Origin of the sequence: Streptomyces sp. NPDC001027 (assembly GCF_040299045.1) — a bacterium.
Taxonomy (GTDB): Bacteria; Actinomycetota; Actinomycetes; order Streptomycetales; family Streptomycetaceae; genus Streptomyces.
This window is the reverse complement of sequence record NZ_JBEPBI010000104.1, coordinates 1-25,578: the sequence shown is the minus strand read 5'-3', so window position 1 is coordinate 25,578 and position 25,578 is coordinate 1. Positions and strand designations below refer to the sequence as shown.

The following is a 25,578-nucleotide window of genomic DNA, read 5'->3' as shown; positions in this document are numbered from 1 at the left end:
CCCCGGCCCCGGCCGGTCCCGGCCCCGTCCCGTCCCGGCCCCGGCCCGGCCGGGGCGCGGCCCCGGCCAGGGCCCGGCTCATTCCCGGCCGCGGGCGGGGGCGCAGGCGCGGAAGCGGCGGAGCAATTCCCGGCCGGGCGGGCTCTCGGCCTCGAAGTCCTGGAACCGCAGGTCCTCCGGCACGTTCACGCTCCGGCCCTGGACGCGGGCGCCGTTGCAGCGGAAGCAGAACGCGATCTCCAGGAGCGGCTCGGGGTCGACGGCGTCGTGCAGCCGCAGGCCCCAGCCCGGGACGAAGCAGCGGTAGCGCGGGCTGTCGGGCAGAGCGCCGACCAGCGCCAGGGCCTGCGCCGCCTCGTCCCCGACCCACACGTCGACCACCTCGCCCGCGAGGCCGTGCGCCGTGAAGGGCCTGGCGGCGTCCGACAGCCGGACGACCTCGAGGAGTTCGGCGCGCCCGCAGTCGGCGGGAAGCCTCACCCCTGCGGGCCGCCGGACGACGCCGGCTGCGCCTGTGCCTGTGCTTCGCCCGCAGCAGCCGCCTGGGCTGCCTGTGCTTCGCCCGCAGCAGCCGTCTGGGCTGCCTGTGCCTCGCCCGCAGCAGCCGCCTGCCCGGCGGTCCGGGCCGACGGCTCCTCGCCCGCGGCGCCCTGCCGTCCGGCCCGAGCCGTCCGCTGCTCGTCGGACGCCGCTCGCGGCGCCCCCGAGGACCCGCGCACCATCAACTCGCCCCGCACCATGGCGATCCCGCCGGGCGGCGGCTCCTCGCGGCCCATGGCGATGCGGCCCGCCCGTGCTCCCGCCTCGGCCAGCGGCAGCCGCACGGTCGTCAGGGACGGCACCACGTCGATGCTGAAGGGCAGGTCGTCGAAGCCGGCCACCGAGACGTCGTCCGGGATGCGCAGGCCCGAGTCGCGCAGGGCGGCGCAGGCGCCGAGGGCGACGGAGTCGTTGGCCGCCACCACGGCCGTCAGCGACGGGTCCCGGCGCAGCAGCTCCAGCGTCGCCTCGTAGCCCGCCCGCCGGTCGTAGGGCCCGTGCACGGTCCAGCGCGGGTCCTCCTCGACGCCGGCCGCGGCCAGCGCCTCCCGGTGGCCCTCCAGCCGGTGCCGGGTGGTCGTGCGCTCCTCGGGCCCGGCGATGTAGCCGAGTCGGCGGTGTCCGAGGCCGAGGAGGTGCTCGGTCAGCTCCCGCCCGCCTCCGCGGTTGTCGAAGGTCAGCGCGATCGCCGTGGTGTCCGGCGCCGGCGGGCGCCCGCACAGCACCACGCGGGTGCCCGCCTCGCCGAGCTTGCGCAGCTTGGCCGCGACCGCCGTCGCGTGCGGCTCGTTCTCCACGGCCCCGCCGGTCAGCACGACGGCCGCGGCGCGCTGACGCTGGAGCAGCGTCAGATAGGTCAGCTCCCGTTCCGGCGAGCCCCCGGTGTTGCAGACCACCGCGAGCCGTTCGCCCCCGGCCCGGCCGCCCGGCCCCCCGATCTCCGACTGGATCGCGCTCGCCATGATCCCGAAGAAGGGGTCCGCGATGTCGTTCACCAGGATGCCCACGAGGTCGGAGGTCGCCGCCGCCAGCGCGCTCGCCGGTCCGTTCAGCACGTAGTCCAGCTCGTCGACCGCTCGCAGCACCCGCTCCCGGGTGGAAGCGGCGACGGGGTAGTTGCCGTTCAGCACGCGCGACACCGTCGCGGGCGAGACCTGCGCGCGGGCCGCCACGTCCGCCAGGGTCACCGTCATCTCGTCAGTCCTCCGGTCACGCATCTCGTCGTACGTCGTCATCCGCCCTGGTGGACCGCGGTGTGGTGAGCGCGGTTCCGGGCGTGTCGAGCAGACCTTACGGCCCCGAACCCCCGTTGTTCGCCCCCTCGAACAACTCGGGATGGACACGGTCTTGTCCGGACCACCGGTCAGAGGCTAGCTTCTTCCTGTATAGAAAGCGCTTGCTGTAACGCTGATCAGGAATGAGGCGTACGCGGCGCGCACAACCGCGTACGGAACGCGCAGGCACGCTGCGCACGACGCCTACGAAGGGATCGACGTGACACGCAAGACGGTGCGTATCGCCATGAACGGCGTGACCGGGCGCATGGGCTACCGCCAGCACCTGGTCCGCTCCATCCTGGCCCTCCGCGAACAGGGCGGCCTCGACCTCGGCGACGGCACCGTGCTGTGGCCGGAACCCGTCCTCGTCGGCCGACGGGAACACGCCCTGAAGACTCTCGCCGAGCAGCACGGCCTGGACCCGCAGAACGTCTCCACCGACCTCGACGCGGTCCTCGCCGACCCGACCGTCGAGATCTACTTCGACGCCCAGGTCACCTCCGCCCGCGAGGAGGCGATCAGGAAGGCGGTCGCCGCCGGCAAGCACATCTACACCGAGAAGCCCACCGCCACCGGTCTCGACGGCGCCCTGGAGCTGGCCCGGCTGGCCACCGCCGCGGGCGTCAAGCACGGCGTCGTCCAGGACAAGCTGTTCCTGCCGGGCCTGCTCAAGCTCAAGCGCCTCATCGACGGCGGCTTCTTCGGCCGGATCCTCTCCATCCGCGGCGAGTTCGGCTACTGGGTCTTCGAGGGCGACTGGCAGGCCGCCCAGCGCCCCTCCTGGAACTACCGCGCGGAGGACGGCGGCGGCATCGTCGTCGACATGTTCCCGCACTGGGAGTACGTCCTGCACGAGCTGTTCGGCCGGGTGAAGTCCGTCCAGGCGCTCACCGCCACCCACGTCCCGCAGCGCTGGGACGAGCAGGGCAAGCCCTACGACGCCACCGCCGACGACGCCGCCTACGGCGTCTTCGAACTCGAAGGCGGCGCCATCGCGCAGATCAACTCCTCCTGGACGGTCCGCGTGAACCGCGACGAGCTCGTCGAGTTCCAGGTCGACGGCACCGAGGGCTCGGCCGTCGCCGGGCTGCGCAACTGCCGGGTCCAGCACCGCTCCGCGACCCCCAAGCCGGTCTGGAACCCGGACATCCCCGCCACCGAGGTCTTCCGCGACCAGTGGCAGGAGGTCCCCGACAACGGCGAGTTCGACAACGGCTTCAAGGCGCAGTGGGAGCTGTTCCTCAAGCACGTCTACGCCGACGCCCCCTACCACTGGGACCTGCTGGCCGGCGCCCGCGGCGTCCAGCTCGCCGAGCTCGGTCTGAAGTCCTCCGCCGAGGGCCGCCGCCTCGAGGTCCCGGAGGTCACGCTGTGACCCTCCAGCTGCCCGACGCGAGCGGCGCCCTGCGGACCTACGAACCCCGCACCGAGCCGCTCGCCCTCACCGCCGGCGCGCCCTTCACCTCCCGCACGGTCTACTCGGCGGCGCACGTCGTCGCCGACCCGTTCGCGGACGTCTCGCCGGACTCGCCCGCCGCCGTCGACTGGGACGCCACCCTCGCCTTCCGCCGCCACCTGTGGTCCCACGGGCTCGGCGTCGCCGAGGCGATGGACACCGCCCAGCGCGGCATGGGCCTGGACTGGGCGGGCGCGGCAGAACTGATCCGCCGCTCCGCCGCCGAGGCCAAGGCCGTCGGCGGGCGCGTCGCCTGCGGCGTCGGCACCGACCAGCTCACCGCCGGCGGGACGCTCGCCGAGGTCCGCGCGGCCTACGAGGAGCAGCTCGCCCTCGTCGAGGCGTCCGGCGCGCGCTCCATCCTGATGGCTTCGCGCGCCCTGGCCGCGGCGGCGACCGGCCCCGAGGACTACCTCGACGTCTACGGCCACCTGCTGCGGCAGGCCTCCGAGCCGGTGATCCTGCACTGGCTGGGCCCGATGTTCGACCCGGCGCTGGACGGCTACTGGGGCTCGTCCGACCTGGACGCGGCCACGGACACCTTCCTCGAGGTCATCGCCGCCCACCCCGACAAGGTGGAGGGCATCAAGGTCTCGCTGCTGGACGCCGGACGCGAGATCGACATCCGGCGCAGGCTGCCGCAGGGCGTGCGCTGCTACACCGGCGACGACTTCAACTACCCGGAGCTGATCGCGGGCGACGAGCAGGGCTTCAGCCACGCCCTCCTCGGCATCTTCGACCCGCTGGGCCCGCTGGCGGCGGAGGCGGTCCGCGTCCTCGACACGGGCGACAAGGCCGGTTTCCGCGCTCTCCTCGACCCCACGGTCGAGCTCTCCCGCCACCTCTTCCAGACGCCCACCCGCTTCTACAAGACGGGCGTGGTGTTCCTGGCCTGGCTGGCGGGACACCAGTCGCACTTCACGATGGTCGGCGGACTGCAGTCGGCCCGCTCCCTCCCGCACTTCGCCCGCGCCTACGAACTCGCCGACGGCCTCGGCCTGTTCCCCGACCCGAAGCTGGCGGAGGAACGCATGAAGAACCTGCTGTCGCTGTACGGGGTGAACCAGTGAGCGCTTCCGGGGACCTGTCCCGCTTCTCGATCAACCAGATGACGGTGAAGCAGCTGTCGCTGCCCGAACTGGTCGCCGCCTGCGGCGACCTGGGCGTGACGAACGTCGGCCTGTGGCGCGAGCCGGTGCAGACGTACGGCGTGGAGTCGACCGCGAAGCTGGTCCGCGACGCGGGCCTGACGGTGACGACGCTGTGCCGGGGAGGCTTCCTCACGGCGATCGACCCGGCCGAGCGGACGGCGGCCCTCGCCGACAACCGGCGGGCGGTCGACGAGGCGGCGGCGCTCGGCACCGAGGTGCTCGTCCTGGTCTCCGGCGGCCTGCCCGCCGGCTCCAAGGACCTGCACGGCGCCCGCGAACGCATCGCGGACGCCCTCGCCGAACTCGGCCCGTACGCCGAGGAGCACGGGGTGAAGCTGGCCATCGAGCCGCTGCACCCCATGTACGCCGCCGACCGCTGCGTGGTCTCGACGCTCGCCCAGGCGCTCGACCTGGCCGAACGCTTCCCGGCCCACCAGGTCGGCGTCACCGTCGACACGTACCACATCTGGTGGGACGACCATGCCCCCGCCCAGATCGCCCGGGCGGGCGCGGGCGGCCGCATCCACACCTTCCAGCTCGCCGACTGGACGACGCCGCTGCCCGAGGGCGTGCTGAACGGCCGCGGCCAGATCGGCGACGGCGCGATCGACATGCGCGAGTGGCAGGGCTACGTCGAGGCAGCGGGCTACACCGGCGCCGTCGAGGTCGAGCTGTTCAACGACGGCCTGTGGGCGAGGGACGGCAGGGAGGTGCTCGCCGAGACCGCGGAACGCTTCGTGCAGCACACGGCGAACTGACGCGCGGCGGCCCGCCCGCCTCCGCCGCGGGCGGGCCGACCTCGGCCGTAGGATCGGGCACGACACCCGAACGAACGGACGCCGACGCCCATGTACGTCAGCCGGATCATCGTGCAGGACATCAAGTCCTTTCACGGTCCCCGCGAGGTGGACCTCACTCTGACCCGCCCCGACGGCAGCCACGCCGGGTGGACGGTCCTCGCCGGGCGCAACGGCTCGGGCAAGACGACGCTGTTGCGGGCCATGGCACTGGCGCTCAGTGGGCCCGCGGTGGCACGGGGCCTGGTGCCGGGCTTCGAGAACTGGGTGACCGAGCACAGCACCGCGGGGCAGGTCAAGGTCGAGATCGTCCGGGACGCGAGCCACGACCGTTTCTCGCAGGGCCGCCCCCCTGCCGGCGCGGTCCCGGCCGGACTCCGCTGGACCACGCCCCGAGACGGGTCGGCCGGCAAGGCGCCCGTGCGCAGAGGCGTCCTTCCCGGGCTGCAGGAGATCAGGTACACCAAGGCGCAGACCAGCATCGCCCGTCGTGGTCCGTGGGCGGACAACCCCGCGGGCTGGTTCAGCGCGGCCTACGGGCCGTTCCGACGGATGGCGGGTGGTTCCGGCGAGGTGCAGCGGCTGATGCTGACCTCCGGGCCGGTGGCCAGGCATGCGAGCCTCTTCCACGAGGACGCCTCGCTCGCCGAAGGCGTCGCCTGGTTGATCGAGCAGCATCTGCGCGCACTGGAACGCCGCCCGGGCGCCGCCAGGTTGAAGCGGTTCGCACTGGCACTCCTCGGAGACGGACTCCTGCCGGACGGGTACCAGATCGTCGACGTCGACTCCGACGGCCTGTGGGTGGAGCGGCACGGCAGCCGTTTTCCGATGCGGGAGATGAGCGACGGATTCCGTACCGTGGCCGCTCTGGTCGTCGACATCCTCAAGCAGTTGCACGACGCGTTCGGCGCCGACCTGTGGGAGTCCGAGCTCACGGACGTCGGCGCCGGTCCGATGCGTCTGATGACGCCAGGCGTCGTCATCATCGACGAGATCGACGCCCATCTGCACGTCTCCTGGCAGCGCCGTATCGGCCCGTGGCTGACCTCCCACTTCCCTCGCATCCAGTTCATCGTCACCACGCACAGCCCCTACATCTGCCAGGCCGCTGATCCCGGCGGTCTGATCAGGCTGCCCGGCGTGGACGAGGCCCTCCCCCCCGAGGTCATCGACCAGGACCTGTACGACCGGGTGGTGTACGGCAGCGGCGACGACGCGGTCCTCTCGGACCTGTTCGGACTGGACACCCCTTACTCGGAGCGCGCCGAACGGGCCAGGGCCGAGTTCGTGGACCTGGAGGCGCAGATCTACGACGGGGCCGGGTCCCGCGAGTCGCTCGCCCGCTACAAGGAACTGAAGGCGCGGCTCGCGAGTTCGCCGGCGGCTCGCGTGAACGAGGTGTCGGCCCACCTCCGTCGACTGGCGGAGGAGATCGCCGAGGACGCCGAGGACACGAAGGACGCACAGGAGTGATCCGCCTGCGCCGTGCCGTCCTTCCGGCGGACACGACGGAACGACTGGCCCGCTACACCTCCGAGATCGGGCAGCGGGCCACGGAGAAGGAACGCAAGGACCGCGCGAAGGAACTCTGGGCCAATCGCCGACAGGTCCGTCCCGCACTCGTCGCGGGGCTCGCGGAGATGGCCCCCGGCCGCGAACGCTGCATGTACTGCGGTGACAGCCAGGGCACCGACATCGACCACTTCGAGCCGAAGAGCCTCGCTCCGCTGCGCACCTTCGACTGGCTGAACCATCTGCTGGCCTGCTCGTTCTGCAACAGCAACCAGAAGCGGAACCTCTTCCCCACCGCGGCCGACGGCAGCCCGCTGCTCGTCGACCCGTCAGCCGAGGACCCGTTGGACCATCTGCGGCTGGTGCTCCCACTCGGCACGTACCGGGGCCTGACCGACCGAGGGGAGGCCTGTATCGAGGTGTTCGGCCTGAACGCGAGAGCGGTCCTGGTGGAGGGACGCAGGGACGCCTACGCGACGGCCAGGCACTCCATCGAGCTGTGGCGCACAGCCATGGACAAGGGGCAGCGTGACAAGGCGACGGAGATCGTCCGGGTCACCTGGAACCGTCCCCTCATCGACGTGCTGGTCGCCATGTTCCATCAGTCCGGCCATCCGGCGGCCGATGCCCTGTTCGCGGGGGAGGAGGAGACCCTCGGCCTCCTCCTCGACGCCGAACTGCGTTCCGCGTTCCTGCACTTCAGGGGCCTCAGCTACTGACACGCCCGCAGTGGGCGCGTCCGCCCGCTGTTCCTAGGGCTCCCTGTCCGCCGCGATGATGCCGACGCACTCCTCGAGCGCGGCGTGCAGCGACGGCACGAACGCGGCGAGTTCGGCCTCCGACGACCTGCCCGCCTCCAGCACGGCCCCGACGACCGTCACCAGGACGGCGGAGGCCCTCATCGCGTGCGCGTCGGCCAGGTCCTCCAGCACACCGCCGGGACGCGCGAGCACGAACGCCTCCTTGCCGGTGGCGGGGTCGACTCCGACGCTGCGGAATCGCCGCGCGCTCACGCGGCGGCCTCCACGGGGACGTAGTCCTGCCCCATGGTGGCGAGGACCGCCGCGCGCCGCCGCTCCCGCTGGACGTGCCTGCGGTCCAGGGCGTCGCGTTCGCATTCCCAGGCGGCGAGGTACGGCCTGACCAGGGGCAGGCCGTCGGCGAGGAGCACGTCCGCGGGACACGGCTGCGTCCGGCGCGGGGGCATGCACGGCGGAGCGGTCCGGAACACCGGGCCGCCGGGGGCGCGGTGCGCTCCGCGGGGCGGCAGGAAGAGGCTCAGGATCGCGGCAAGTAGGCTGCGCACAGGTCGACTCCTAGCGTCGGCTGAGCCCCGGCACGGAAGCTTTCACCTTCCCGCCGGGGCGCTTTCGTCGGCCATGGTATCTCCTTGTATCGACTCGTCGCGATACGTATCCCGAAGAGTGTGTATCGCTCCCCTTGCTTAGCGTCGTCTCCATGAACCCAGACGCGGAGATCGATCACGGAGCGCCCCTGACGCCGTACCGGCAGCTGGCCGAGATTCTGCGTGCGCAGGTGAGGCGCGGTGACTGGCAGCCCGGGCGGATGCTGCCGAGTGAGGCTCAGCTCGTGCAGCGGTACGGCATCGCACGGACCACCGTGCGACGGGGGCTCGGCCTCCTGGCCGACGAGGGCTGGGTATACGCCGTCCCCCAGCGGGGATGGTTCGTCTCCGACCCCCTGCCGCCCGCCGCCTAGCCGGGTGAGGCCAAGGGGGCCCTTGCCCCTCGGGAGCCCAGCTCGCTCATGGCCGTGGTAGGTAGCGGCGACCAGTAGCGCTAAGTAGTGCGCGCGGTGGAAGGTAGCGGCATACGGTCGGCAGGTGGACAAGATCAGCCCCGATTCGCCGCAGTACGTCTATGAACAGCTCGCCGCGATCGTCGAACGGAAGATCCGTGCCGGTGAGTACCCGCCGGGCACGAGGCTGCCGGGCGAACTGACCATGACGCATGAGTACAAGGTCGGTCCGGGCACGGTGCGCCGCGCTCTGGACATCCTTCGGGAGAGGGGGCTGGTGGTGACCGTCCGGGCTCGGGGTTCGTTCGTCGCCGACCCCCTGCCGCCCGCCGCCGAGATGTGACGAAGGGGCCGCCCCTCCGCGGATGTGCGCGGACGGGCGGCCCCGGCGGTGGCCGGCGACGGGTCGGGTCAGTTCGGCAGGCGGTCCATCAGCCAGGTGCAGAGTTCAGCGGTGATCGCCGTGTGCGCGGTGGTCGTCGACGAGCAGAGGAAGTCGTCCAGCTCGCTCTCCTCCGGGGACAGCCGGTCGATGTTCGTGTACAGGTCTTTCTGCGTCTCGACGTCGCGGACGGCGACGGCGCTCACCGACGCGACGAAGCACACGTCCTCGTGCCTCAGGTCCACCGTGCCGCCGAGCTTGCGCAGGGTGTCCGCGAGGATCCCGTAGGTGTGCAGGGTGCCGCCGGGCGCGCCGTCCACCTCGGGGAAGCCGTTGGTGGTGATGGTCTTGTCGGCCTTGGGGAAGCGGCGGTTGAGATACGCGGCCGTCACGTCGTCGCCCTGGGCCTGGATGTAGAAGGTGGTGCCGGGGTAGATGCCGTCCACCCGCAGGGCGACCTCGCCGGGGTGCACGTCGGGCAGGCCGACGCCGTCGCCGCGGCCGTTGGCGAGGCCGATCAGACGGGGGATCCGCGGCCACCCGCCGACCCGCTCCAGCTCGGCCAGGAACTCCGTGCGCTCCGGGGCGACGCCGATCTTGCCGGTCTCCTCGTCGTAGTGACGCCAGAGCATCTGACGGGCCGCCGGGCTGTCCATCTGCCGTGCGAAGTCGTTCGGGAAGGGGATGAAGTACGAGAACGCCTGCACGCCGACGGGGATGGAGGCGCCGCGGTGGGGGCTGTCGTAGGAGAAGTACAGCGCGGTCCGGTGGTCGATCCGCTCGTGCTCCATCGCGGCCAGCGCGTAGCGGGTGACGATGCCGCCCATGCTGAACCCGCCGACGGTGAGCCGGGCGTCGCCGACCTGCCGGGCGACGGCCTCCATGACGGCGGCCTTGGCCGCCTGCGCGTTGTCCAGGATGGACGCGCTGCGCTCCTCGAAGCCGAGCAGGATCACGTCCCGGCCGCTGCGGCGCAGCTCGCTGATGAACGCGAAGTCGCCGCCCTCCAGCCCCTGGTAGAGCTTGTCGAGCTCGCTCCGGCCGAGGTTGAAACCGTCGGCCATGATCACGGGACGGACGAGTCCGTGGGTGTTGTTGCCCTCGCCCGGGAAGACCCAGGCGAAGCCGTTCGGCAGGGGCCATTCCTCGTGTTCGGGAATGTCCACCGGGGCTGGGGACTCGCTCAGCGGGGCGCCGAGGGTGAACTCGCCGATGTTGGGCTCGGCTGTTTCCGACATGGTCGTGCTCCTTGTGGGAGGGGTGGGGGACGACCACATCATGAGGGGCGATTTCGCCGGATCACCCGTTTGACCTGCGGGGTTCAGCACAAGGGATGCAAAGCGCACGGCAGATGTTTGATGCGCTTGGCATGTGCCACTGGCTTGTTTCGTTCGCTCTGTCGTTCCCTTCGCATCCTCCTTGCATGCCGGACGCCCTTCTCGCCGCGTCCTAGAAGAACACCCCGCACCGGAGCAGGACGTTCGCGTACGGCCGCGCCTCACCCGTGCGCACCACCAGCCGCGCCCCGGCCGACAGCCTCTTCAACTCCTCGTGCGGCACCAGGGCCAGCTCGGGGAAGCGCCCGTCCAGCAGGTCGGCCGCCGCCGGGTTCGCCTCCCTGACCTCCGACGCCGCCGTCGCCCCCTCCACGACCAGCTCGTCCAGCAGCCCGTCGACCACCTCCGCGAACGAGGGCACCCCCGCCCGGAACGCCAGGTCGACGACCCGGGGCCCGTCCGGTATCGGCATGCCGGCGTCGCACACCAGCACCCCGTCTCCGTGCCCCAACTCGGCCAGCGCACCGGCGAGATGACGGTTGAGAATCCCGGCCTTCCTCACAGCGCCCCGACCTCGTCCGCCGTCGGGAACGACTCCTGCGCGCCCCGCCGGGTCACGGCGACCGCCCCGACCCGCGCCGCGTACGCCGCGGCCTCGGCCAGGGAGGCGCCCGTGCCCAGCTTCCACGCCAGCGCAGCCGTGAAGGAGTCGCCCGCGCCCGTCGTGTCGACGGCGTCCACCTGCACCGGCCCCACCCGCTCGACGCCGCCGTCCGCCGACGCCGTCAGCGCGCCCTGCGCCCCCAGGGTCACCACCACCGACTTCGGCCCCTTCGCGAGCAGCAGCCGGGCCCAGCCCTCCGGCGACTCGCCGGCGGCGGCCTCGCCGAGGATCACCTTCGCCTCGTGCTCGTTGACGATCAGCGTGTCGCAGGCCGCGAGCAGCACGGCGGGCAGCGGACGCGGCGGGGAGGGGTTCAGCACGAAGAGGCTGCCCGGCGCCCGGCCCGTCGCCGCCGCCACGACCGTCTCCAGCGGGATCTCCAGCTGCGCCGAGACCACCCGGGAGCTGCGCAGGAGTCCGGTCGCGGCCTGCACGTCCTCGGGGGTCAGTCGTCCGTTCGCGCCCGGCGACACCACGATGCTGTTGTCGCCCGACGGGTCCACGGTGATCAGCGCGACGCCGGTGGGCGCCCCGCCCACCAGGACGCCCGCCGTGTCGACCCCGGCCGCCCGCTGCGAGTCGAGCAGCAGTCGGCCGTGCGCGTCGTCGCCGACCCGGGCCAGCAGGGCCGTGCGCGCGCCGAGACGGGCCGCGGCGACGGCCTGGTTGGCGCCCTTGCCGCCGGGGTGGACGGCCAGGTCGGAACCGAGCACCGTCTCCCCGGCCGCGGGCCTGCGCTCGACGTCGATCACCAGGTCGGCGTTGGCCGACCCCACGACCAGGAGGTCGTAGTCGTACATGGAAGAACTCCCCTGAAACGTGACGTGAGGCGGGCGGTCCCGACAAGGGGCGCCGCCCGCCTTCGTGCTCGGTGTCAGCCGCTGAAGCCGGCCACGTTCTCCTTCGTGACCACCTTCACCGGCACCTTCACCGTCTCCTCGACCTTCTTGCCCTGCAGCGCCCGCACCGCGTTGTCCACGGCGATCTTGCCGAGCTGCGACGGCTGCTGCGCCACGGACGCGTACAGCGTGCCCTGTTCAACGGCTTTCAGCCCGTCCGGAGTTCCGTCGAAGCCGACGACCTGGACCGACGTGCCGGCCTTCGCGCCGAGCGCCTTGATCGCGCCGAGCGCCATCTCGTCGTTGGCGGCGACGACGCCCTGGACGTCCGGGTGCGCCTGGAGCAGGTTCGACATCACGTCGAGACCCTTGGTGCGGTCGAAGTCGGCCGGCTGCTGGGCGAGCACCTGGATGCCGGGGTAGGCCTTCAGCCCCTTGGCGAAGCCCTCCGCCCGCTCTCGGGCCGCCGACGTGCCGGCCTGGCCCTGCAGGATCACGATCTTGCCGGTGCCGCCCAGCTTCTCGGCGACCGTCTTCGCGGCCAACTCGCCGCCCGCCACGTTGTCGGAGGCGACCAGCGCGTCCACCGAGGCCTTGTTGACGCCCCGGTCGACCGCGATGACCGGGATCTTCGCCTTGTCGGCGGCCTTCACCGAGTTGCCGGCCGCGTCCGAGTCCACCGGGTTGACGATGATCGAGTCGAGGCCCGAACCGGTGAAGTTCTGCAGCTGGTTGGCCTGCTGCGAGGCGTCGTTCTGCGCGTCGGTGACCGTCAGGTCGACGCCCAGCTTCTTCGCCTCGGCCTTCGCGCCCGCCTGGATCTGCACGAAGAACGGGTTGTTCAGGGTGGACAGCGCCAGACCGATCCGCGGGTTCGCGGTCGACGAACCGCCGCCGTGCAGGAACGAGGTCGCGCCCACGACGGCCACGGTGACGACCGCCGCGAGTCCGTACGTCGCCGCCTGCCGGCCCTTGCTCCCGCCGGAGCCGGTCCCGGCGGCCGCCGGGGTCGCCCCCGCCTTGCGGCGGACGGTGTCGAGGAGCACCGCCAGCGCGATGACCACGCCGATGACGACCTGCTGCCAGAACGCGGAGACGGACAGCAGGTTCAGGCCGTTGCGCAGCACCGCGAGGATCAGCGCGCCGATCAGCGTGCCGGACGCCTTGCCCGTGCCGCCCGCGAGGGAGGCGCCGCCGATGACGACCGCGGCGATCGCGTCCAGCTCGTAACCGTCGGCGGCCTGAGGCTGCGCCGAGGACAGCCGGGCGGCGAGCACGACGCCCGCCACGGCCGCGAACACCCCGGACAGCGCGTAGATCGCGAGCTTCTGCTTCTTCACCCGCAGACCCGACAGCCGGGCCGCCTCCTCGTTGCCGCCGATCGCGTACATCGAACGCCCGATGTAGGTGCGGCCGAGCACGAACGCGGCGAGCAGACCCATCACGATCATGACGAGCACCGGCGCCGGCAGCCAGCCGCCGAGGGTGTCGCCGAGGTGCGAGACCGAGTCGGGGAAGGGGATCGGGGAGCCCTCGGAGATCACCAGCGACAGACCGCGCGCCACGGACAGCATCGCGAGCGTCGCGATGAACGGCGGCAGTTTGCCGTACGCGATGAGGAAACCGTTCACCAGACCGGCCGCGATGCCGGTGACGACGGCCAGCGCCACCGCCAGGACCACCGGCACGCCGTGCTGGGTCGCGCTCCAGGCGAGCACGGTGGCCGAAAGCGCCGCCACCGAGCCGACCGACAGGTCGATGCCCGCCGCGACGATCACGAAGGTCACGCCGAAGGCGAGGACGGCGGTCACGGCCGCCTGGACGCCCACGTTGAGCAGGTTGTCCGTGGTCAGGAAGTCGCCCGACAGCGCCGACATGGCGATGACGAGGACGATCAGCGCGGTGAGGGCGCCGTTGTCGAGGAGCAGACGGCGGACCGCCGCGGCGCCGCCACCGGCGCCCGTCGAGCTCAGATGCGTGTCAGCGGCCACGGCCGGCCTCCGGTTCGGTGGTAGGGGAAGAGTCGGTGGAGAGAGAGCCGGTCGAGGGGATGCCGGTCGAGGCGGAGCCAGGGGAGAGGGCGCCGGGGGCGGCGGATGCGTCGGCCGCCGCGGGAGCGCTCACCGCGAGGGCCATGACGGCGTCCTGCGTGGCCTCCTCGGCGGAGAGCCGGCCGGCGACGCGGCCCTGGGCCATCACCAGCACCCGGTCGCTCATGCCGAGCACCTCGGGCAGGTCGCTGGAGACCATCAGGACGGCGGCGCCGGCGGCCGTCAGTTCGTTGATCAGCTGGTAGATCTCGACCTTGGCGCCGACGTCGATCCCGCGCGTCGGCTCGTCGAGGATCAGCACCCTGGTGTCGGCCAGCAGCCACTTTCCGATGACGACCTTCTGCTGGTTGCCGCCGGACAGCGTGCGCACCTGCTGGTGGAGTCCGGCCATCCGCACCCCGAGCTGCCCGGCGATCCGCGCCGCCGCCTCCCGCTGGCCCTTCAGGTCGACCAGCCCGCCGCGGGTCGCGGCCCGCATGGTGACGAGCCCGAGGTTCTCCTCGACCGACTGGTCGAGCACCAGCCCCTGGCCCTTGCGGTCCTCGGGCACCAGCCCGACGCCGGCCGCCATCGCGGCGTTCACGTCGTGCCGCGGCAGCGTCGCGCCGTCGACCCGCACGGCTCCTCCGTCGTACGGGTCCGCTCCGAAGACGGCCCGCACGACCTCGGTGCGTCCGGCTCCGACCAGCCCGGCGATGCCGACGACCTCGCCGGCGCGCACCTCGAAGCTGACGTCGTGGAAGACGCCGTCCCGGGTCAGACCCTCGACGGACAGCAGCGCCGGCCCTGGCTCGGCGCGCTCCCTCGGGTACTGCTGCTCTATGGAGCGGCCCACCATGAGCCGGACCAGCTCGTCCTCCGGCGTGTCGGCGGGCGCCTGTCCCACCGACCGGCCGTCGCGCAGGACGGTGACCCGGTCGCCGAGAGCGGCGATCTCCTCCAGGTGGTGCGTGATGAACACGATGCCCACGCCGTCCTCGCGCAGCCTGCGCACGATGGCGAAGAGCTTGTCGACCTCCTCGGAGGTCAGCACGGCGGTCGGCTCGTCCATGATCAGCACGCGTGCGTCCAGGCTGAGCGCCTTGGCGATCTCGACCATCTGCAGTCGGGCGATGCCCAGTTCCCGCACGCGCGCGCGGGGCGAGACGTTCACGCCCACCCGCTCCAGCAGGACGGCCGCCTCGGCCTCCATCCGCCCCCGGTCGATCATCCCGAACCGGCGCGGCTGCCGTCCGAGGAAGATGTTCTCGGCGACCGTCAGATCGGGGACGAGGTTGAACTCCTGGTAGATGGTGGCGATCCCGAGGCGTTCGGCGTCCTGGGCGCCGTGGATGCGCACCTCCTCGCCGCCGGCCAGGATCCGCCCGGCGTCGGGCCGGTAGGCGCCGGAGAGCATCTTGATGAGGGTGCTCTTGCCCGCGCCGTTCTCGCCGAGCAGCACGTGCACCTCGCCCCGCCGCAGGTCGAAGTCGACGCTGTCGAGCGCGACCACGCCGGGGAAGGTCTTGCGTATGCCCTCGATGCGCAGCAACTCGTCCGGGTCGCTCACGTCTGGCTCCTGTTCGTTACGGGGGACGGCTCCTGGGAGGCGGGGAACTCCTCCCGGGCGGGCGGCTCCTGAGGCGCGGGCTCGCCGCACGAGCGGCGCACCACGAGCCGGGCCGGCAGCGTGACGGACTGCGGGGGCCGACCCTCGATGCGGTCGACGAGCGCCCGCACGGCGGCCCGTCCCAGTTCCCCGGTCGGCTGGGCGATCGCGGTGACCGGCGGGTCGGTGTGCACGAACCACGGGATGTCGTCGAACGCGGCGAGCGCCACGTCGTCCGGAACGCGCAGCCCGCGCGCGCGTACGGCGTCCAGCGCGCCCAGCGCCATCAGGTTGTCGGTGGCGAACACGACCTCGGGCGGCTCGGGCAGGTCGAGGAAGCCCTCGGTGACCCGGCGCCCGCTCTCCGCCTTGAAGTCGCCCTGCCCGATGTAGACGTCGGGCAGGGGCAGGCCGTACTCGGCCAGGGCGGCCCGGAAGGCGTCGACGCGCTCGCTGCCGGTGGTGGTGGCCGCCGGGCCCGCGATGACGGCGAGCCGGCGGTGTCCGAGCCCGTGCAGATGCCTCACGAGGTCGCGCACGGCGGCGCCTCCGTCCGCCCGCACCACGGGCACGTCGACGCCCGGGATCCACCGGTCGACGAACACCATCGGGGTCCCCCCGAGGGCGGCGTCCAGCATCAGCGGCGAGCCGCCGTCGGTGGGGGAGACGAGGAGCCCGTCGATGCGGCGGTCCAGCAGGTTGCGCACATGGTGGTCCTGGAGGTCGGGCCGCTCGTCGGCGTTGCCGATGATGACGCTGTAGCCGAGCGCGCGGGCCGCCTCCTCCACGGAGCGGGCCAGTTCGGTGAAGTAGGGGTTCATCACGTCGCTGATGACCAGCCCGAGGGTGTGGGTCTGGTCGGTGCGCAGCGACCGGGCCACCGCGTTCGGGCGGTAGCCGAGCGTCTGGACGGCGGCCAGCACGCGCGTGCGTGCGTCCGCGCTGACCGACGGATGGTCGTTCAGGACGCGGGACACCGTGGCGACGGAGACCCCCGCCTCGGCAGCGACGTCCTTGATGCTCGCCATCGCCGTGCCACCTCCTCGTGGACTCGGGTCGGGTTCATGGGGACACGTCGGGATCGATGCCTGAATGGGTGCATGGAATCGATTACATCGGCGTGTACGGAGGAATGGAATCGATTACACGAGCCGGAATCAACCCCTCCGCCCCATCCCGCAACCGGATCGTGATGTGCGGCCCCCCGAGGGACGTGGGGTGCGCGCGGGGCCTGTCCTAGGCTGCCCCCTGTCCTTCGCGGGTGGCATGCCCGCGCCAGCCGACAGGGGAGTAGTGGACATGCGAGCAGGTCGGATACTCGGAGCGACGATCGGGGCCGCGGCCCTGGGACTCGGGACCGCCGTCGTCGTCGCGGCCCCCGCGTCCGCGGCGGGCTGCACGGCCAAGGCCGACGAGACGGTCGTCATCCGGGCCACGAAGAGCACCGGCGGCACGGCCCTCGCGCAGCTCAACAAGGGCCAGAGCGCGCCCGCGGACTGCACGATGTACTACGCCAACACCTCGTACGAGAAGTGCGGCATCGTCAGCAAGCGGTGGGTGAAGGTCACCAGGAGCGGCGTCACCGGCTATGTCGTCGGCACCTGTGTGACGATCACGCAGAACTGACCCGCCCGGGCGGGTGGGCGGTACCGGGCCGGGCTGTCGGCGCCGGGCGGTACGGTCGGTCCATGTCCCAACAGACGGGAGCCGCCCAGGCGGCGGGCGAGCGGCGGACGGCCACGCTGGAAGGCGTGCTCGAGCGCATCACGTACGCCAACGAGGAGAACGGCTACACGGTCGCCCGCGTCGACACCGGCCGGGGCGCGGGCGACCTCCTCACGGTCGTGGGCGCGCTCCTCGGCGCCCAGGTCGGCGAGTCCCTGCGCATGGAGGGCCGTTGGGGCTCCCACCCGCAGTACGGCAAGCAGTTCACCGTCGAGAACTACACGACCGTGCTGCCCGCCACCGTCCAGGGCATCCGCCGCTATCTGGGATCGGGCCTGGTCAAGGGCATCGGTCCGGTCTTCGCCGACCGCATCACCCAGCACTTCGGCGTGGACACCCTGCAGATCATCGAGGAGGAGCCGGGGCGGCTCGTCGAGGTCCCCGGCCTCGGCCCGAAGCGCACGAAGAAGATCGCCGACGCCTGGGAGGAACAGAAGGCGATCAAGGAGGTCATGCTCTTCCTGCAGACCGTCGAGGTGTCCACCTCCATCGCGGTGCGCATCTACAAGAAGTACGGCGACGCCTCCATCTCCGTCGTGAAGAACCAGCCCTACCGGCTCGCCGCCGACGTCTGGGGCATCGGCTTCCTCACCGCCGACAAGATCGCCCAGTCGGTCGGCATCCCGCACGACAGCCCGGAGCGGGTCAAGGCGGGCCTCCAGTACGCGCTGTCCCAGGCCACCGACCAGGGCCACTGCTACCTCCCCGAGGAGCGGCTGATCGCCGACGCCGTCAAGCTGCTCCAGGTCGACACCGGCCTCGTCATCGAATGTCTCGCCGCCCTCGCGGAGCCCGCGCAGGAGGGCGAGGACCCGGGCGTCGTCCGCGAGCGGGTCCCGGGCCCGGACGGCGCGGCCGAACCGGTCACGGCCGTCTACCTGGTCCCCTTCCACCGGGCCGAACTCTCCCTCTCCGCGCAGCTGTTGCGGCTGCTGCGCACCGACGAGGACCGGATGCCGGCCTTCCGTGACGTGTCGTGGGACAAGGCGCTGGCGTGGCTGAGGTCCCGTACGCAGGCGGAGCTCGCGCCCGAACAGGAGGCGGCCGTCAAGCTGGCGTTGACGGAGAAGGTGGCCGTGCTGACCGGCGGCCCCGGTTGCGGCAAGTCCTTCACCGTCCGCTCGATCGTGGAGCTGGCCCGCGCGAGGAAGGCGAAGGTCGTGCTGGCGGCGCCCACCGGCCGCGCCGCCAAGCGGCTCGCCGAGCTGACGGGCGCGGAGGCGTCCACCGTCCACCGCCTGCTGGAGCTCAAGCCCGGCGGCGACGCGGCCTACGACCGCGACCGTCCGCTGGACGCCGATCTGGTGGTCGTCGACGAGGCGTCGATGCTGGATCTCCTCCTCGCCAACAAGCTGGTCAAGGCCGTGCCGCCGGGCGCGCACCTGCTCTTCGTCGGGGACGTGGACCAGCTGCCCAGCGTCGGCGCGGGCGAGGTGCTGCGCGATCTGCTGGCCGACGGCAGCCCGGTTCCGGCGGTGCGGCTCACGCGCGTGTTCCGCCAGGCGCAGCAGTCGGGAGTGGTGACCAACGCGCACCGGATCAACGCCGGGCAGCACCCGCTCACCGACGGCATGAAGGACTTCTTCCTCTTCGTCGAGGACGACACCGAGGAGGCCGGCCGCCTCACGGTGGACGTGGCGGCCCGTCGCATCCCGGCCAAGTTCGGCCTGGACCCGCGCCGGGACGTGCAGGTGCTCGCGCCCATGCACCGCGGTCCGGCCGGCGCGGGGGCCCTCAACGGCCTCCTCCAGCAGGCCGTCACACCGGGCCGCCCCGACGTGCCCGAGAAGCGCTTCGGCGGCCGGGTCTTCCGCGTCGGCGACAAGGTCACCCAGATCCGCAACAATTACGACAAGGGGAAGAACGGTGTCTTCAACGGCACCGTGGGCGTGGTGACCTCGCTCGATCCGGTCGACCAGCGGCTCACGGTGCTGACCGACGAGGACGAGGAGGTTCCGTACGACTTCGACGAGCTGGACGAGCTGGCCCACGCGTACGCGGTGACCATCCACCGGTCCCAGGGAAGTGAATATCCCGCGGTGGTGATCCCCGTCACCACCGGAGCATGGATGATGCTGCAGCGGAATCTTCTGTACACGGCCGTCACCCGCGCGAAAAAGCTGGTCGTCCTCGTCGGATCCCGCAAGGCGATCGGCCAGGCGGTGCGCACGGTGTCGGCGGGCCGTCGCTGCACGGCCCTGGACTTCCGGCTCGCGGGCCGCTGACCTGAGATGTCCCGGGGGCGGCGCGGAGGCAGGGAAAAAATGATCGATCAAATGAGTCACGAAGGTCACAGAGCACTTCCCCAACCGTGACCAAGGCGGCAGGATGAGCTAGTTGGCGGCACTGAGTGCCGTCGATAAGCCCAATGGTCGACCCCGAGTGCACTCTCGTGCGCCAAATGGGGGATGGTAGAGACAGTCAGGGCAACCTCAAAGAAGAGGCACAACGTCGGTGAGGGATGACGTGAGCGACAACTCTGTAGTACTGCGGTACGGCGACGGCGAGTACACCTACCCGGTGATCGACAGCACCGTCGGCGACATGGGCTTCGACATCGGGAAGCTCCGCGCCCAGACCGGTCTGGTGACCCTGGACAGCGGCTACGGCAACACCGCCGCCTATAAATCCGCCATCACCTACCTCGACGGCGAGCAGGGCATCCTCCGGTACCGCGGCTACCCGATCGAGCAGCTGGCCGAGCGGTCGACCTTCCTCGAGGTCGCGTACCTCCTGATCAACGGCGAGCTGCCGACCGTCGACGAGCTCTCCGTCTTCAAGAGCGACATCACGCAGCACACCCTGCTGCACGAGGACGTCAAGAACTTCTACCGCGGCTTCCCGCGCGACGCGCACCCGATGGCCATGCTGTCGTCGGTGGTCTCCGCGCTGTCGACGTTCTACCAGGACAGCCACAACCCGTTCGACGAGAAGCAGCGCAACCTCTCCACGATCCGGCTGCTCGCCAAGCTTCCGACGATCGCCGCGTACGCCTACAAGAAGTCGATCGGCCACCCGTTCGTCTACCCGCGCAACGACCTCGGCTACGTCGAGAACTTCCTGCGCATGACGTTCTCCGTGCCGGCCCAGGAGTACGAGCTCGACCCGGTCGTCGTCTCCGCGCTCGACAAGCTGCTGATCCTGCACGCGGACCACGAGCAGAACTGCTCCACGTCCACGGTCCGCCTGGTCGGCTCGTCGCAGGCCAACATGTTCGCGTCGATCTCGGCCGGCATCTCCGCCCTGTGGGGTCCGCTGCACGGCGGCGCCAACCAGTCCGTGCTGGAGATGCTCGAGGGCATCCAGGCCAACGGCGGCGACGTCGACTCCTTCATCCGCAAGGTGAAGAACAAGGAGGACGGCGTCCGCCTGATGGGCTTCGGCCACCGGGTGTACAAGTCCTTCGACCCGCGCGCCAAGATCATCAAGGCGGCCGCGCACGATGTCCTCTCGGCCCTCGGCAAGTCCGACGAGCTGCTGGACATCGCCCTGAAGCTGGAGGAGCACGCGCTCTCCGACGACTACTTCGTCTCGCGCAACCTCTACCCCAACGTCGACTTCTACACCGGCCTCATCTACCGCGCCATGGGCTTCCCGACCGAGATGTTCACGGTCCTCTTCGCCCTCGGCCGCCTTCCGGGCTGGATCGCCCAGTGGCACGAGATGATCAAGGAGCCCGGATCCCGCATCGGGCGCCCGCGCCAGATCTACACCGGTGTCGTCGAGCGGGACTTCGTTCCGGTCGAGCAGCGCTGACGCCTCCGGCGGGGGGCCGGGTCTCTACGGGTGCCCCTCGCTTGTGTTGTTCTGATGTTCGACTGCCCGGGGCCTTGTCCCGGGCAGTCGTGTGTCCGGGGGCGGGGGCCCGGGGGCCGGGAGGCCGGGGGTCTTGGGGTGCGTTTTCGGGTGCGGGTGGGTGGGGGCTGGTCGCGCAGTTCCCCGCGCCCCTGAGGTGGGGGGTGGTGGGCCGCGTTCGGAAGATTCCCCGCGGGCCTGAGGTGGGGGTGGTGGGCCGTGCCCCGCGCCCCCTGAGGTGGGGGTGGTGGGTGTGTTGGGGGGTTGCGTCCTTGCGAGGGCATACGGAAGGCGCCCCGGCGCCAGTCCCCCCACGGGCCGACGACCAGGGCGCCTTCCCATGTCCCGGTGCGGATTCCCCCCACGGGATCCGGCCGGGCGTTGTGAGGACAGCGCCTGAATTCGCTGTTTTCGTCACGATATGCGGTTGTTGTGCCTGCGGTTGAGCAGAACGAGCAGAAGTGCTCGTACTACCGCAGTGTGCGATCTGCCGGGACAGCGCACGCCGGGAGGGCCGCTCAAAGCTTCCCGGTGTGCGTGCCCCGGCAACGCATCTCTGAGGAAGTCCCCCAAGACATCCTCAGACGTCAGGGCACGCCCCCCAAGACGCTTCCTGACATCGTCAACTTAGACCTTCGAAGCCCTTCGATGGTTTCGTTCGCATCACTGTGATCTGTGTCTCTTGCATATGTCCGTTAAATGCGCAAGAGAACGGATACGGCGATCGGGGCCCAAGCGTAAGGATGATGCGCGAGCCTTGTGAAGAGCTTATGTGAGGTACGGGCAGGACTCCAGGGGTCTTGTCGAAAGGCCTGGGCCTACTCGGCGGTACGTTCCGTTCCTCACCGGAAGGTCCGCAGCCGCAGGCTGTTGGTGACGACGAACACCGACGAGAACGCCATCGCCGCCCCCGCGATCATCGGGTTCAGCAGGCCCGCCGCGGCCAGCGGCAGCGCCGCCACGTTGTAGCCGAAGGCCCACACCAGGTTGCCCTTGATCGTGGCGAGCGTGCGCCGGGACAGCCGGATCGCGTCCGCGGCCACCCGCAGGTCGCCGCGCACCAGCGTCAGGTCGCTCGCCTCGATCGCCGCGTCGGCGCCGGTCCCCATGGCCAGTCCCAGGTCGGCGGTGGCGAGCGCGGCGGCGTCGTTGACCCCGTCCCCGACCATGGCGACGACCCGCCCCTCGTCCTGCAGCCGCCGCACCACGTCGACCTTGTCCTCCGGCAGCACCTCGGCGACGACCCGGTCGATCCCGACGGCCGCCGCGACGGCCTCGGCGACCGTCCGGTTGTCCCCGGTCAGCAGCACGGGCGTGAGGCCCAGCGCCCGCAGCTCCCGCACCGCCTCGGCACTGGTCTCCTTGACCGCGTCGGCGACCGCGAGCACCCCGCGCGCCACGCCGTCCCATCCGGCGACGACGGCCGTCATGCCGTTGTGCTCGGCCTCGTCCTTGGCGCGCGCCAACTCCTCGGGCAGGGAGGCGAAGAGGCGCCCCACGGCCACCTCGCGGCCCTCCACCAGCCCGCGTACACCGCGGCCGGGCACGTTCTCGAACCGCTCGGCCGCGGGCAGCTCGCCGGCCCTCTCCTCGGCGCCCGCGGCCACCGCCCGGGCGACCGGGTGCTCCGAGGCGTGCTCCAGGGCGCCCGCGAGCCGCAGCAGCAGCCGCTCGTCCTCGCCGTCGGCGACGTACACGTCCTGGAGGGTCATCCGGCCGGTGGTGACGGTGCCGGTCTTGTCGAGGACGACGGTGTCGACGCGGCGCGTGGACTCCAGGACCTCCGGGCCCCTGATCAGGATGCCGAGCTGCGCGCCGCGCCCGGTGCCCACCATGAGCGCGGTGGGCGTGGCGAGCCCGAGCGCACACGGGCAGGCGATGATCAGCACGGCGACGGCCGCCGTGAACGCGGCGACGGTGTCGCCCGTGGCCACGAGCCAGCCCCCGAAGCAGGCGAGCGCGATCAGCAGCACCGCCGGCACGAAGACGCCGGAGATGCGGTCGGCCAGCCGCTGCACCTCGGCCTTGCCTGTCTGGGCCTCCTCCACCAGCTGCGCCATGCGGGCCAGTCGGGTGTCCGCGCCGATCCGGGTCGCCTCGACGACCAGCCGGCCGCCTGCGTTCACGGTGGCCCCGGTGACGGCGTCGCCCGGTGCGACGTCCACCGGCACGGACTCTCCGGTCAGCATGGAGGCGTCCACGGCGGACGTGCCCTGCACGACCGTCCCGTCGGTGGCGACCTTCTCCCCAGGCCGCACGACGAACCGGTCCCCGACCGCCAGCCGGTCGACGGGGATGCGGACCTCGCGTCCGCCCCGCAGCACGGCGACGTCCTTCGCGCCCAGCTCCATCAGCGCCCGCAGGGCGGCGCCCGCGCGTCGCTTGGAGCGGACCTCGAGATAGCGGCCGAGCAGGATGAAGGCGGTGACGCCGGCGGCGACCTCGAGATAGATCGTCGAGGCGCCGTCCGTGCGGGAGACGGTGAGCTCGAAGGGGTGTCGCATGCCGGGCATCCCCGCGTCGCCGAAGAACAGCGCCCACAGCGACCAGCCGAGCGCGGCCAGCGTGCCGACGGAGACCAGGGTGTCCATGGTGGCCGTGCCGTGCCGCAGGTTCGTCCAGGCCGCCCGGTGCAGCGGCGCGCCGCCCCAGACCACCGCCGGGGCGGCGAGCGTCAGCGAGAGCCACTGCCAGTCGTCGAACTGGAAGGACGGGACCATCGCGAGCAGCACGACGGGGGCGGCGAGCAGGGCGCTGACGAGGAGGCGGTGGCGCAGGGCCGTCAGCTCCGGGTCCGGCTGGGCGTCGCCGGCGGCCTGCGGGGCGGGCTCGGGGGCTGGTTCCTCGGCCGTGTACCCGGTCTTCACCACGGTCGCGATCAGGTCGGCGACCTCGACGCCGGCCGGATAGCTGACGCGCGCCTTCTCGGTCGCGTAGTTGACCGTGGCGGTGACGCCGTCCATGCGGTTGAGCTTCTTCTCCACGCGCGCCGCGCAGGAGGCGCAGGTCATTCCGCCGATGAGCAGCTCGACCTCGGAAGGGGGAGCGGCTATCGCGGACTCGGCGGAGGCTGCGGAGGTGGCGGTGCTGGTCATGTCCGTACTCCAGGAAACGGACCGGGCCGTACGGAACCAGTATCAGCTGGTCGGCACGGCCCGGTGAATGCCTCGGATGGGGGAGGGGTGCTCAGGCCCGGCCGGCCAGCTCGAAGCCGGCCTCGTCGACCGCGGCGCGCACGGCCTCCTCGTCGAGCGGGGCGGCGGAGACGACCGTGACCTCGCCGGTCGAGGCGACGGCCTTCACCGAGGTGACACCGGCGAGCTCCGAGAGCTCGCCGGAGACGGCGCCCTCGCAGTGGCCGCAGCTCATGCCGCTCACCTTGTAGACGGTGGTGACGGAGCCCGGGGTATCGGTTGCAGCGGTCATGTCGTTCTCCTCGTAGAGGCGGCTGGGGCGGGCGGCGTCGCCGGGGCCCGCCGTTGTCGAGAGTATACCCCTAGGGGGTATTTACCAAAGAAGGGCGGCCGACGCGCCGCCGGTCCCCTCCCCCCGCTTTCGCGCCGCACGGCCCGCCCGGCGACGATGTACCCGCAGACGGGACGGCGACGAGAACGGCGACGGGAGCGGCATGCGAGCGGTGGTCTTCGAGCGGTACGGCGAACCGGCCGAGGTGCGTGAGGTGCCCGACCCCCGGCCCGCCCCTCATGGAGTGGTCGTACGGGTGGAGGCCACCGGCCTGTGCCGCAGCGACTGGCACGGCTGGATGGGCCACGACCCGGACATCGCCCTGCCGCACGTGCCCGGTCATGAACTCGCGGGCGTCGTCGAGCAGGTGGGCGAGCTGGTCACCCGCAGGCGGCCCGGCGACCGGGTCACCGTCCCCTTCGTGTGCGGCTGCGGCAGCTGCCCGTCCTGTGCGGCCGGCCACCACCAGGTGTGCGAGCGCCAGACCCAGCCCGGCTTCACGCACTGGGGCTCCTACGCCCAGTACGTGGCCCTGGACCACGCCGACGTGAACCTGGTCGTGATCCCCGACGACCTGTCGTACGCGACGGCCGCCTCCCTCGGCTGCCGGTTCGCCACCGCGTTCCGCGCGGTCGTGCAGCAGGGCCGGGTCGCCGCCGGGGAGTGGGTGGCGGTGCACGGCTGCGGCGGGGTGGGTCTCTCCGCGGTGATGATCGCCGCGGCGAGCGGCGCGCGGGTGGTGGCGGTGGACGTCTCGCCGCAGGCCCTGGAGCTGGCGCGGAGGTTCGGCGCGGCGGAGTGCGTCGACGCGGCCCGCGTGCCGGACACGGCCGAGGCGGTCCGCGAGCTGACCGGCGGCGGCGCGCACCTGTCCCTCGACGCCCTCGGCTCCCCGGCCGTCTGCGCCGCCTCGGTCAACGGCCTGCGCCGCCGCGGCCGTCACGTCCAGGTCGGACTGCTGCCCTCCGCGGACGGCATGACGTCCGTGCCGCTGGCCCGTGCCGTCGCCCTGGAGCTGGAGATCCTGGGCAGCCACGGCATGGCGGCGCACGCCTACCCCGAGCTGCTGGAGCTGGTCCGGTCGGGCGTGCTGCGCCCCGACCTGCTGGTGACCTCCACGATCCCGCTCGACGCCGCTCCGGCGGCGCTGGCGGCCCTGGGGGCGAGTCCGGGCGCGGGGATGACCGTCGTCGAGCCGTGGTCCTGAGCGGAGCGGAGGCGGGCCGGGCGGTCGCCCCGGGCGCGTTCTCCGACGGCGTCCGGGAAGCGCCGTGCCCCACGACAGGGGTGGGGCACGGCGC

At 71.9% G+C, this 25,578-nt stretch carries 22 protein-coding genes and 1 pseudogene; 11 read left to right on the top strand and 12 right to left on the bottom strand.

Translation table 11 applies throughout. From position 1 onward, the window contains the following. Nucleotides 1–78: 78 nt before the first annotated feature. Nucleotides 79–480, bottom strand: a complete 402-nt coding sequence (locus ABT300_RS25435; protein ID WP_351679863.1) for a hypothetical protein — start codon at nucleotides 478–480, stop codon at nucleotides 79–81. A 212-nt stretch (nucleotides 481–692) separates the two neighbouring features. Further along, a pseudogene (locus ABT300_RS25430) lies at nucleotides 693–1,877 on the bottom strand (LacI family DNA-binding transcriptional regulator); the annotation flags it as partial. A 157-nt stretch (nucleotides 1,878–2,034) separates the two neighbouring features. Between ABT300_RS25430 and ABT300_RS25425 the strand changes: the two are divergent. The 5 genes from ABT300_RS25425 to ABT300_RS25405 all read left to right on the top strand — a co-directional run bounded on the left by ABT300_RS25425 (nucleotide 2,035) and on the right by ABT300_RS25405 (nucleotide 7,452). Continuing rightward, the gene (locus ABT300_RS25425) at nucleotides 2,035–3,192 is read left to right on the top strand and encodes a Gfo/Idh/MocA family protein (RefSeq protein WP_351679861.1); all 1,158 of its coding nucleotides are present in this window, start codon (nucleotides 2,035–2,037) and stop codon (nucleotides 3,190–3,192) included. After that, nucleotides 3,189–4,343, top strand: coding sequence for a dihydrodipicolinate synthase family protein (locus ABT300_RS25420; protein WP_351679859.1), 1,155 nt, complete (start codon nucleotides 3,189–3,191; stop codon nucleotides 4,341–4,343). Before ABT300_RS25425 ends, ABT300_RS25420 begins: the two co-directional genes overlap by 4 nt. 38 nt (nucleotides 4,344–4,381) lie before the next feature. Next, the gene (locus ABT300_RS25415; RefSeq protein WP_351679866.1) at nucleotides 4,382–5,182 is read left to right on the top strand and encodes a sugar phosphate isomerase/epimerase family protein; all 801 of its coding nucleotides are present in this window, start codon (nucleotides 4,382–4,384) and stop codon (nucleotides 5,180–5,182) included. A gap of 90 nt (nucleotides 5,183–5,272) precedes the next feature. Then, nucleotides 5,273–6,694: an AAA family ATPase gene (locus tag ABT300_RS25410; RefSeq protein WP_351679856.1), complete on the top strand. Its 1,422-nt coding sequence runs from the start codon at nucleotides 5,273–5,275 to the stop codon at nucleotides 6,692–6,694. Next, a complete protein-coding gene (locus tag ABT300_RS25405) occupies nucleotides 6,691–7,452 on the top strand; it encodes an HNH endonuclease (protein ID WP_351679853.1) in 762 nt (253 codons plus the stop codon). The genes ABT300_RS25410 and ABT300_RS25405 overlap by 4 nt, the downstream gene beginning before the upstream one ends. 33 nt (nucleotides 7,453–7,485) lie before the next feature. Here ABT300_RS25405 and ABT300_RS25400 read toward each other — a convergent pair whose 3' ends face one another. Then, nucleotides 7,486–7,746, bottom strand: a complete 261-nt coding sequence (locus tag ABT300_RS25400; RefSeq protein ID WP_351679850.1) for a hypothetical protein — start codon at nucleotides 7,744–7,746, stop codon at nucleotides 7,486–7,488. Beyond that, nucleotides 7,743–8,039, bottom strand: a complete 297-nt coding sequence (locus ABT300_RS25395) for a hypothetical protein (RefSeq protein ID WP_351679848.1) — start codon at nucleotides 8,037–8,039, stop codon at nucleotides 7,743–7,745. The genes ABT300_RS25400 and ABT300_RS25395 overlap by 4 nt, the downstream gene beginning before the upstream one ends. 152 nt (nucleotides 8,040–8,191) lie before the next feature. On the opposite strand from ABT300_RS25395, the gene ABT300_RS25390 reads away from it, so the two are divergent. Beyond that, entirely contained in the window at nucleotides 8,192–8,452 is a 261-nt protein-coding gene (locus ABT300_RS25390; protein ID WP_351679845.1) for a GntR family transcriptional regulator, read from the top strand. 124 nt (nucleotides 8,453–8,576) lie between these two features. Beyond that, nucleotides 8,577–8,834 (top strand): GntR family transcriptional regulator, encoded by a 258-nt coding sequence (locus ABT300_RS25385; protein WP_351679842.1) that lies wholly within the window; start codon nucleotides 8,577–8,579, stop codon nucleotides 8,832–8,834. A 68-nt stretch (nucleotides 8,835–8,902) separates the two neighbouring features. Here the strand turns inward: ABT300_RS25385 and ABT300_RS25380 are convergent, their stop codons facing one another. The 6 genes from ABT300_RS25380 to ABT300_RS25355 form a co-directional block, all read right to left on the bottom strand. After that, nucleotides 8,903–10,111, bottom strand: coding sequence for an esterase/lipase family protein (locus ABT300_RS25380; RefSeq protein ID WP_351679839.1), 1,209 nt, complete (start codon nucleotides 10,109–10,111; stop codon nucleotides 8,903–8,905). Between the two features lie 211 nt (nucleotides 10,112–10,322). Next, entirely contained in the window at nucleotides 10,323–10,712 is a 390-nt protein-coding gene (rbsD, locus tag ABT300_RS25375; protein WP_351679836.1) for a D-ribose pyranase, read from the bottom strand. Next, nucleotides 10,709–11,614, bottom strand: a complete 906-nt coding sequence (locus ABT300_RS25370; RefSeq protein ID WP_351679833.1) for a ribokinase — start codon at nucleotides 11,612–11,614, stop codon at nucleotides 10,709–10,711. The genes rbsD and ABT300_RS25370 overlap by 4 nt, the downstream gene beginning before the upstream one ends. 74 nt (nucleotides 11,615–11,688) lie before the next feature. Then, nucleotides 11,689–13,644, bottom strand: coding sequence for an ABC transporter permease/substrate-binding protein (locus ABT300_RS25365; protein WP_351679831.1), 1,956 nt, complete (start codon nucleotides 13,642–13,644; stop codon nucleotides 11,689–11,691). Beyond that, on the bottom strand, nucleotides 13,634–15,253 hold the full coding sequence (locus ABT300_RS25360) for a sugar ABC transporter ATP-binding protein (RefSeq protein WP_351679829.1): 1,620 nt from the start codon (nucleotides 15,251–15,253) through the stop codon (nucleotides 13,634–13,636). The genes ABT300_RS25365 and ABT300_RS25360 overlap by 11 nt, the downstream gene beginning before the upstream one ends. Further along, complete coding sequence (locus ABT300_RS25355) at nucleotides 15,250–16,320, bottom strand: LacI family DNA-binding transcriptional regulator (protein WP_351679827.1); 1,071 nt, start codon at nucleotides 16,318–16,320, stop codon at nucleotides 15,250–15,252. The genes ABT300_RS25360 and ABT300_RS25355 overlap by 4 nt, the downstream gene beginning before the upstream one ends. A gap of 271 nt (nucleotides 16,321–16,591) precedes the next feature. Between ABT300_RS25355 and ABT300_RS25350 the strand changes: the two genes are divergently transcribed. The 3 genes from ABT300_RS25350 (at nucleotide 16,592) to ABT300_RS25340 (ending at nucleotide 20,773) form a co-directional block, all read left to right on the top strand. Next, nucleotides 16,592–16,918 carry a hypothetical protein gene (locus tag ABT300_RS25350; RefSeq protein ID WP_351679824.1) on the top strand — a complete coding sequence of 109 codons (327 nt, stop codon included), beginning with the start codon at nucleotides 16,592–16,594 and terminating at the stop codon, nucleotides 16,916–16,918. Nucleotides 16,919–16,980: 62 nt separating this feature from the next. Continuing rightward, nucleotides 16,981–19,242: an SF1B family DNA helicase RecD2 gene (recD2, locus tag ABT300_RS25345; RefSeq protein ID WP_351679821.1), complete on the top strand. Its 2,262-nt coding sequence runs from the start codon at nucleotides 16,981–16,983 to the stop codon at nucleotides 19,240–19,242. A 241-nt stretch (nucleotides 19,243–19,483) separates the two neighbouring features. After that, nucleotides 19,484–20,773: a citrate synthase gene (locus tag ABT300_RS25340; protein WP_057574563.1), complete on the top strand. Its 1,290-nt coding sequence runs from the start codon at nucleotides 19,484–19,486 to the stop codon at nucleotides 20,771–20,773. A gap of 881 nt (nucleotides 20,774–21,654) precedes the next feature. Here the strand turns inward: ABT300_RS25340 and ABT300_RS25335 are convergent. Together ABT300_RS25335 and ABT300_RS25330 are read right to left on the bottom strand one after the other, a co-directional pair. Then, nucleotides 21,655–23,907 (bottom strand): heavy metal translocating P-type ATPase, encoded by a 2,253-nt coding sequence (locus ABT300_RS25335; protein ID WP_351679817.1) that lies wholly within the window; start codon nucleotides 23,905–23,907, stop codon nucleotides 21,655–21,657. A 91-nt stretch (nucleotides 23,908–23,998) separates the two neighbouring features. Next, complete coding sequence (locus ABT300_RS25330) at nucleotides 23,999–24,238, bottom strand: heavy-metal-associated domain-containing protein (RefSeq protein ID WP_266717954.1); 240 nt, start codon at nucleotides 24,236–24,238, stop codon at nucleotides 23,999–24,001. 202 nt (nucleotides 24,239–24,440) lie between these two features. Between ABT300_RS25330 and ABT300_RS25325 the strand changes: the two genes are divergently transcribed. Beyond that, a complete protein-coding gene (locus ABT300_RS25325) occupies nucleotides 24,441–25,484 on the top strand; it encodes a zinc-dependent alcohol dehydrogenase family protein (protein ID WP_351679815.1) in 1,044 nt (347 codons plus the stop codon). Nucleotides 25,485–25,578: the final 94 nt, after the last annotated feature.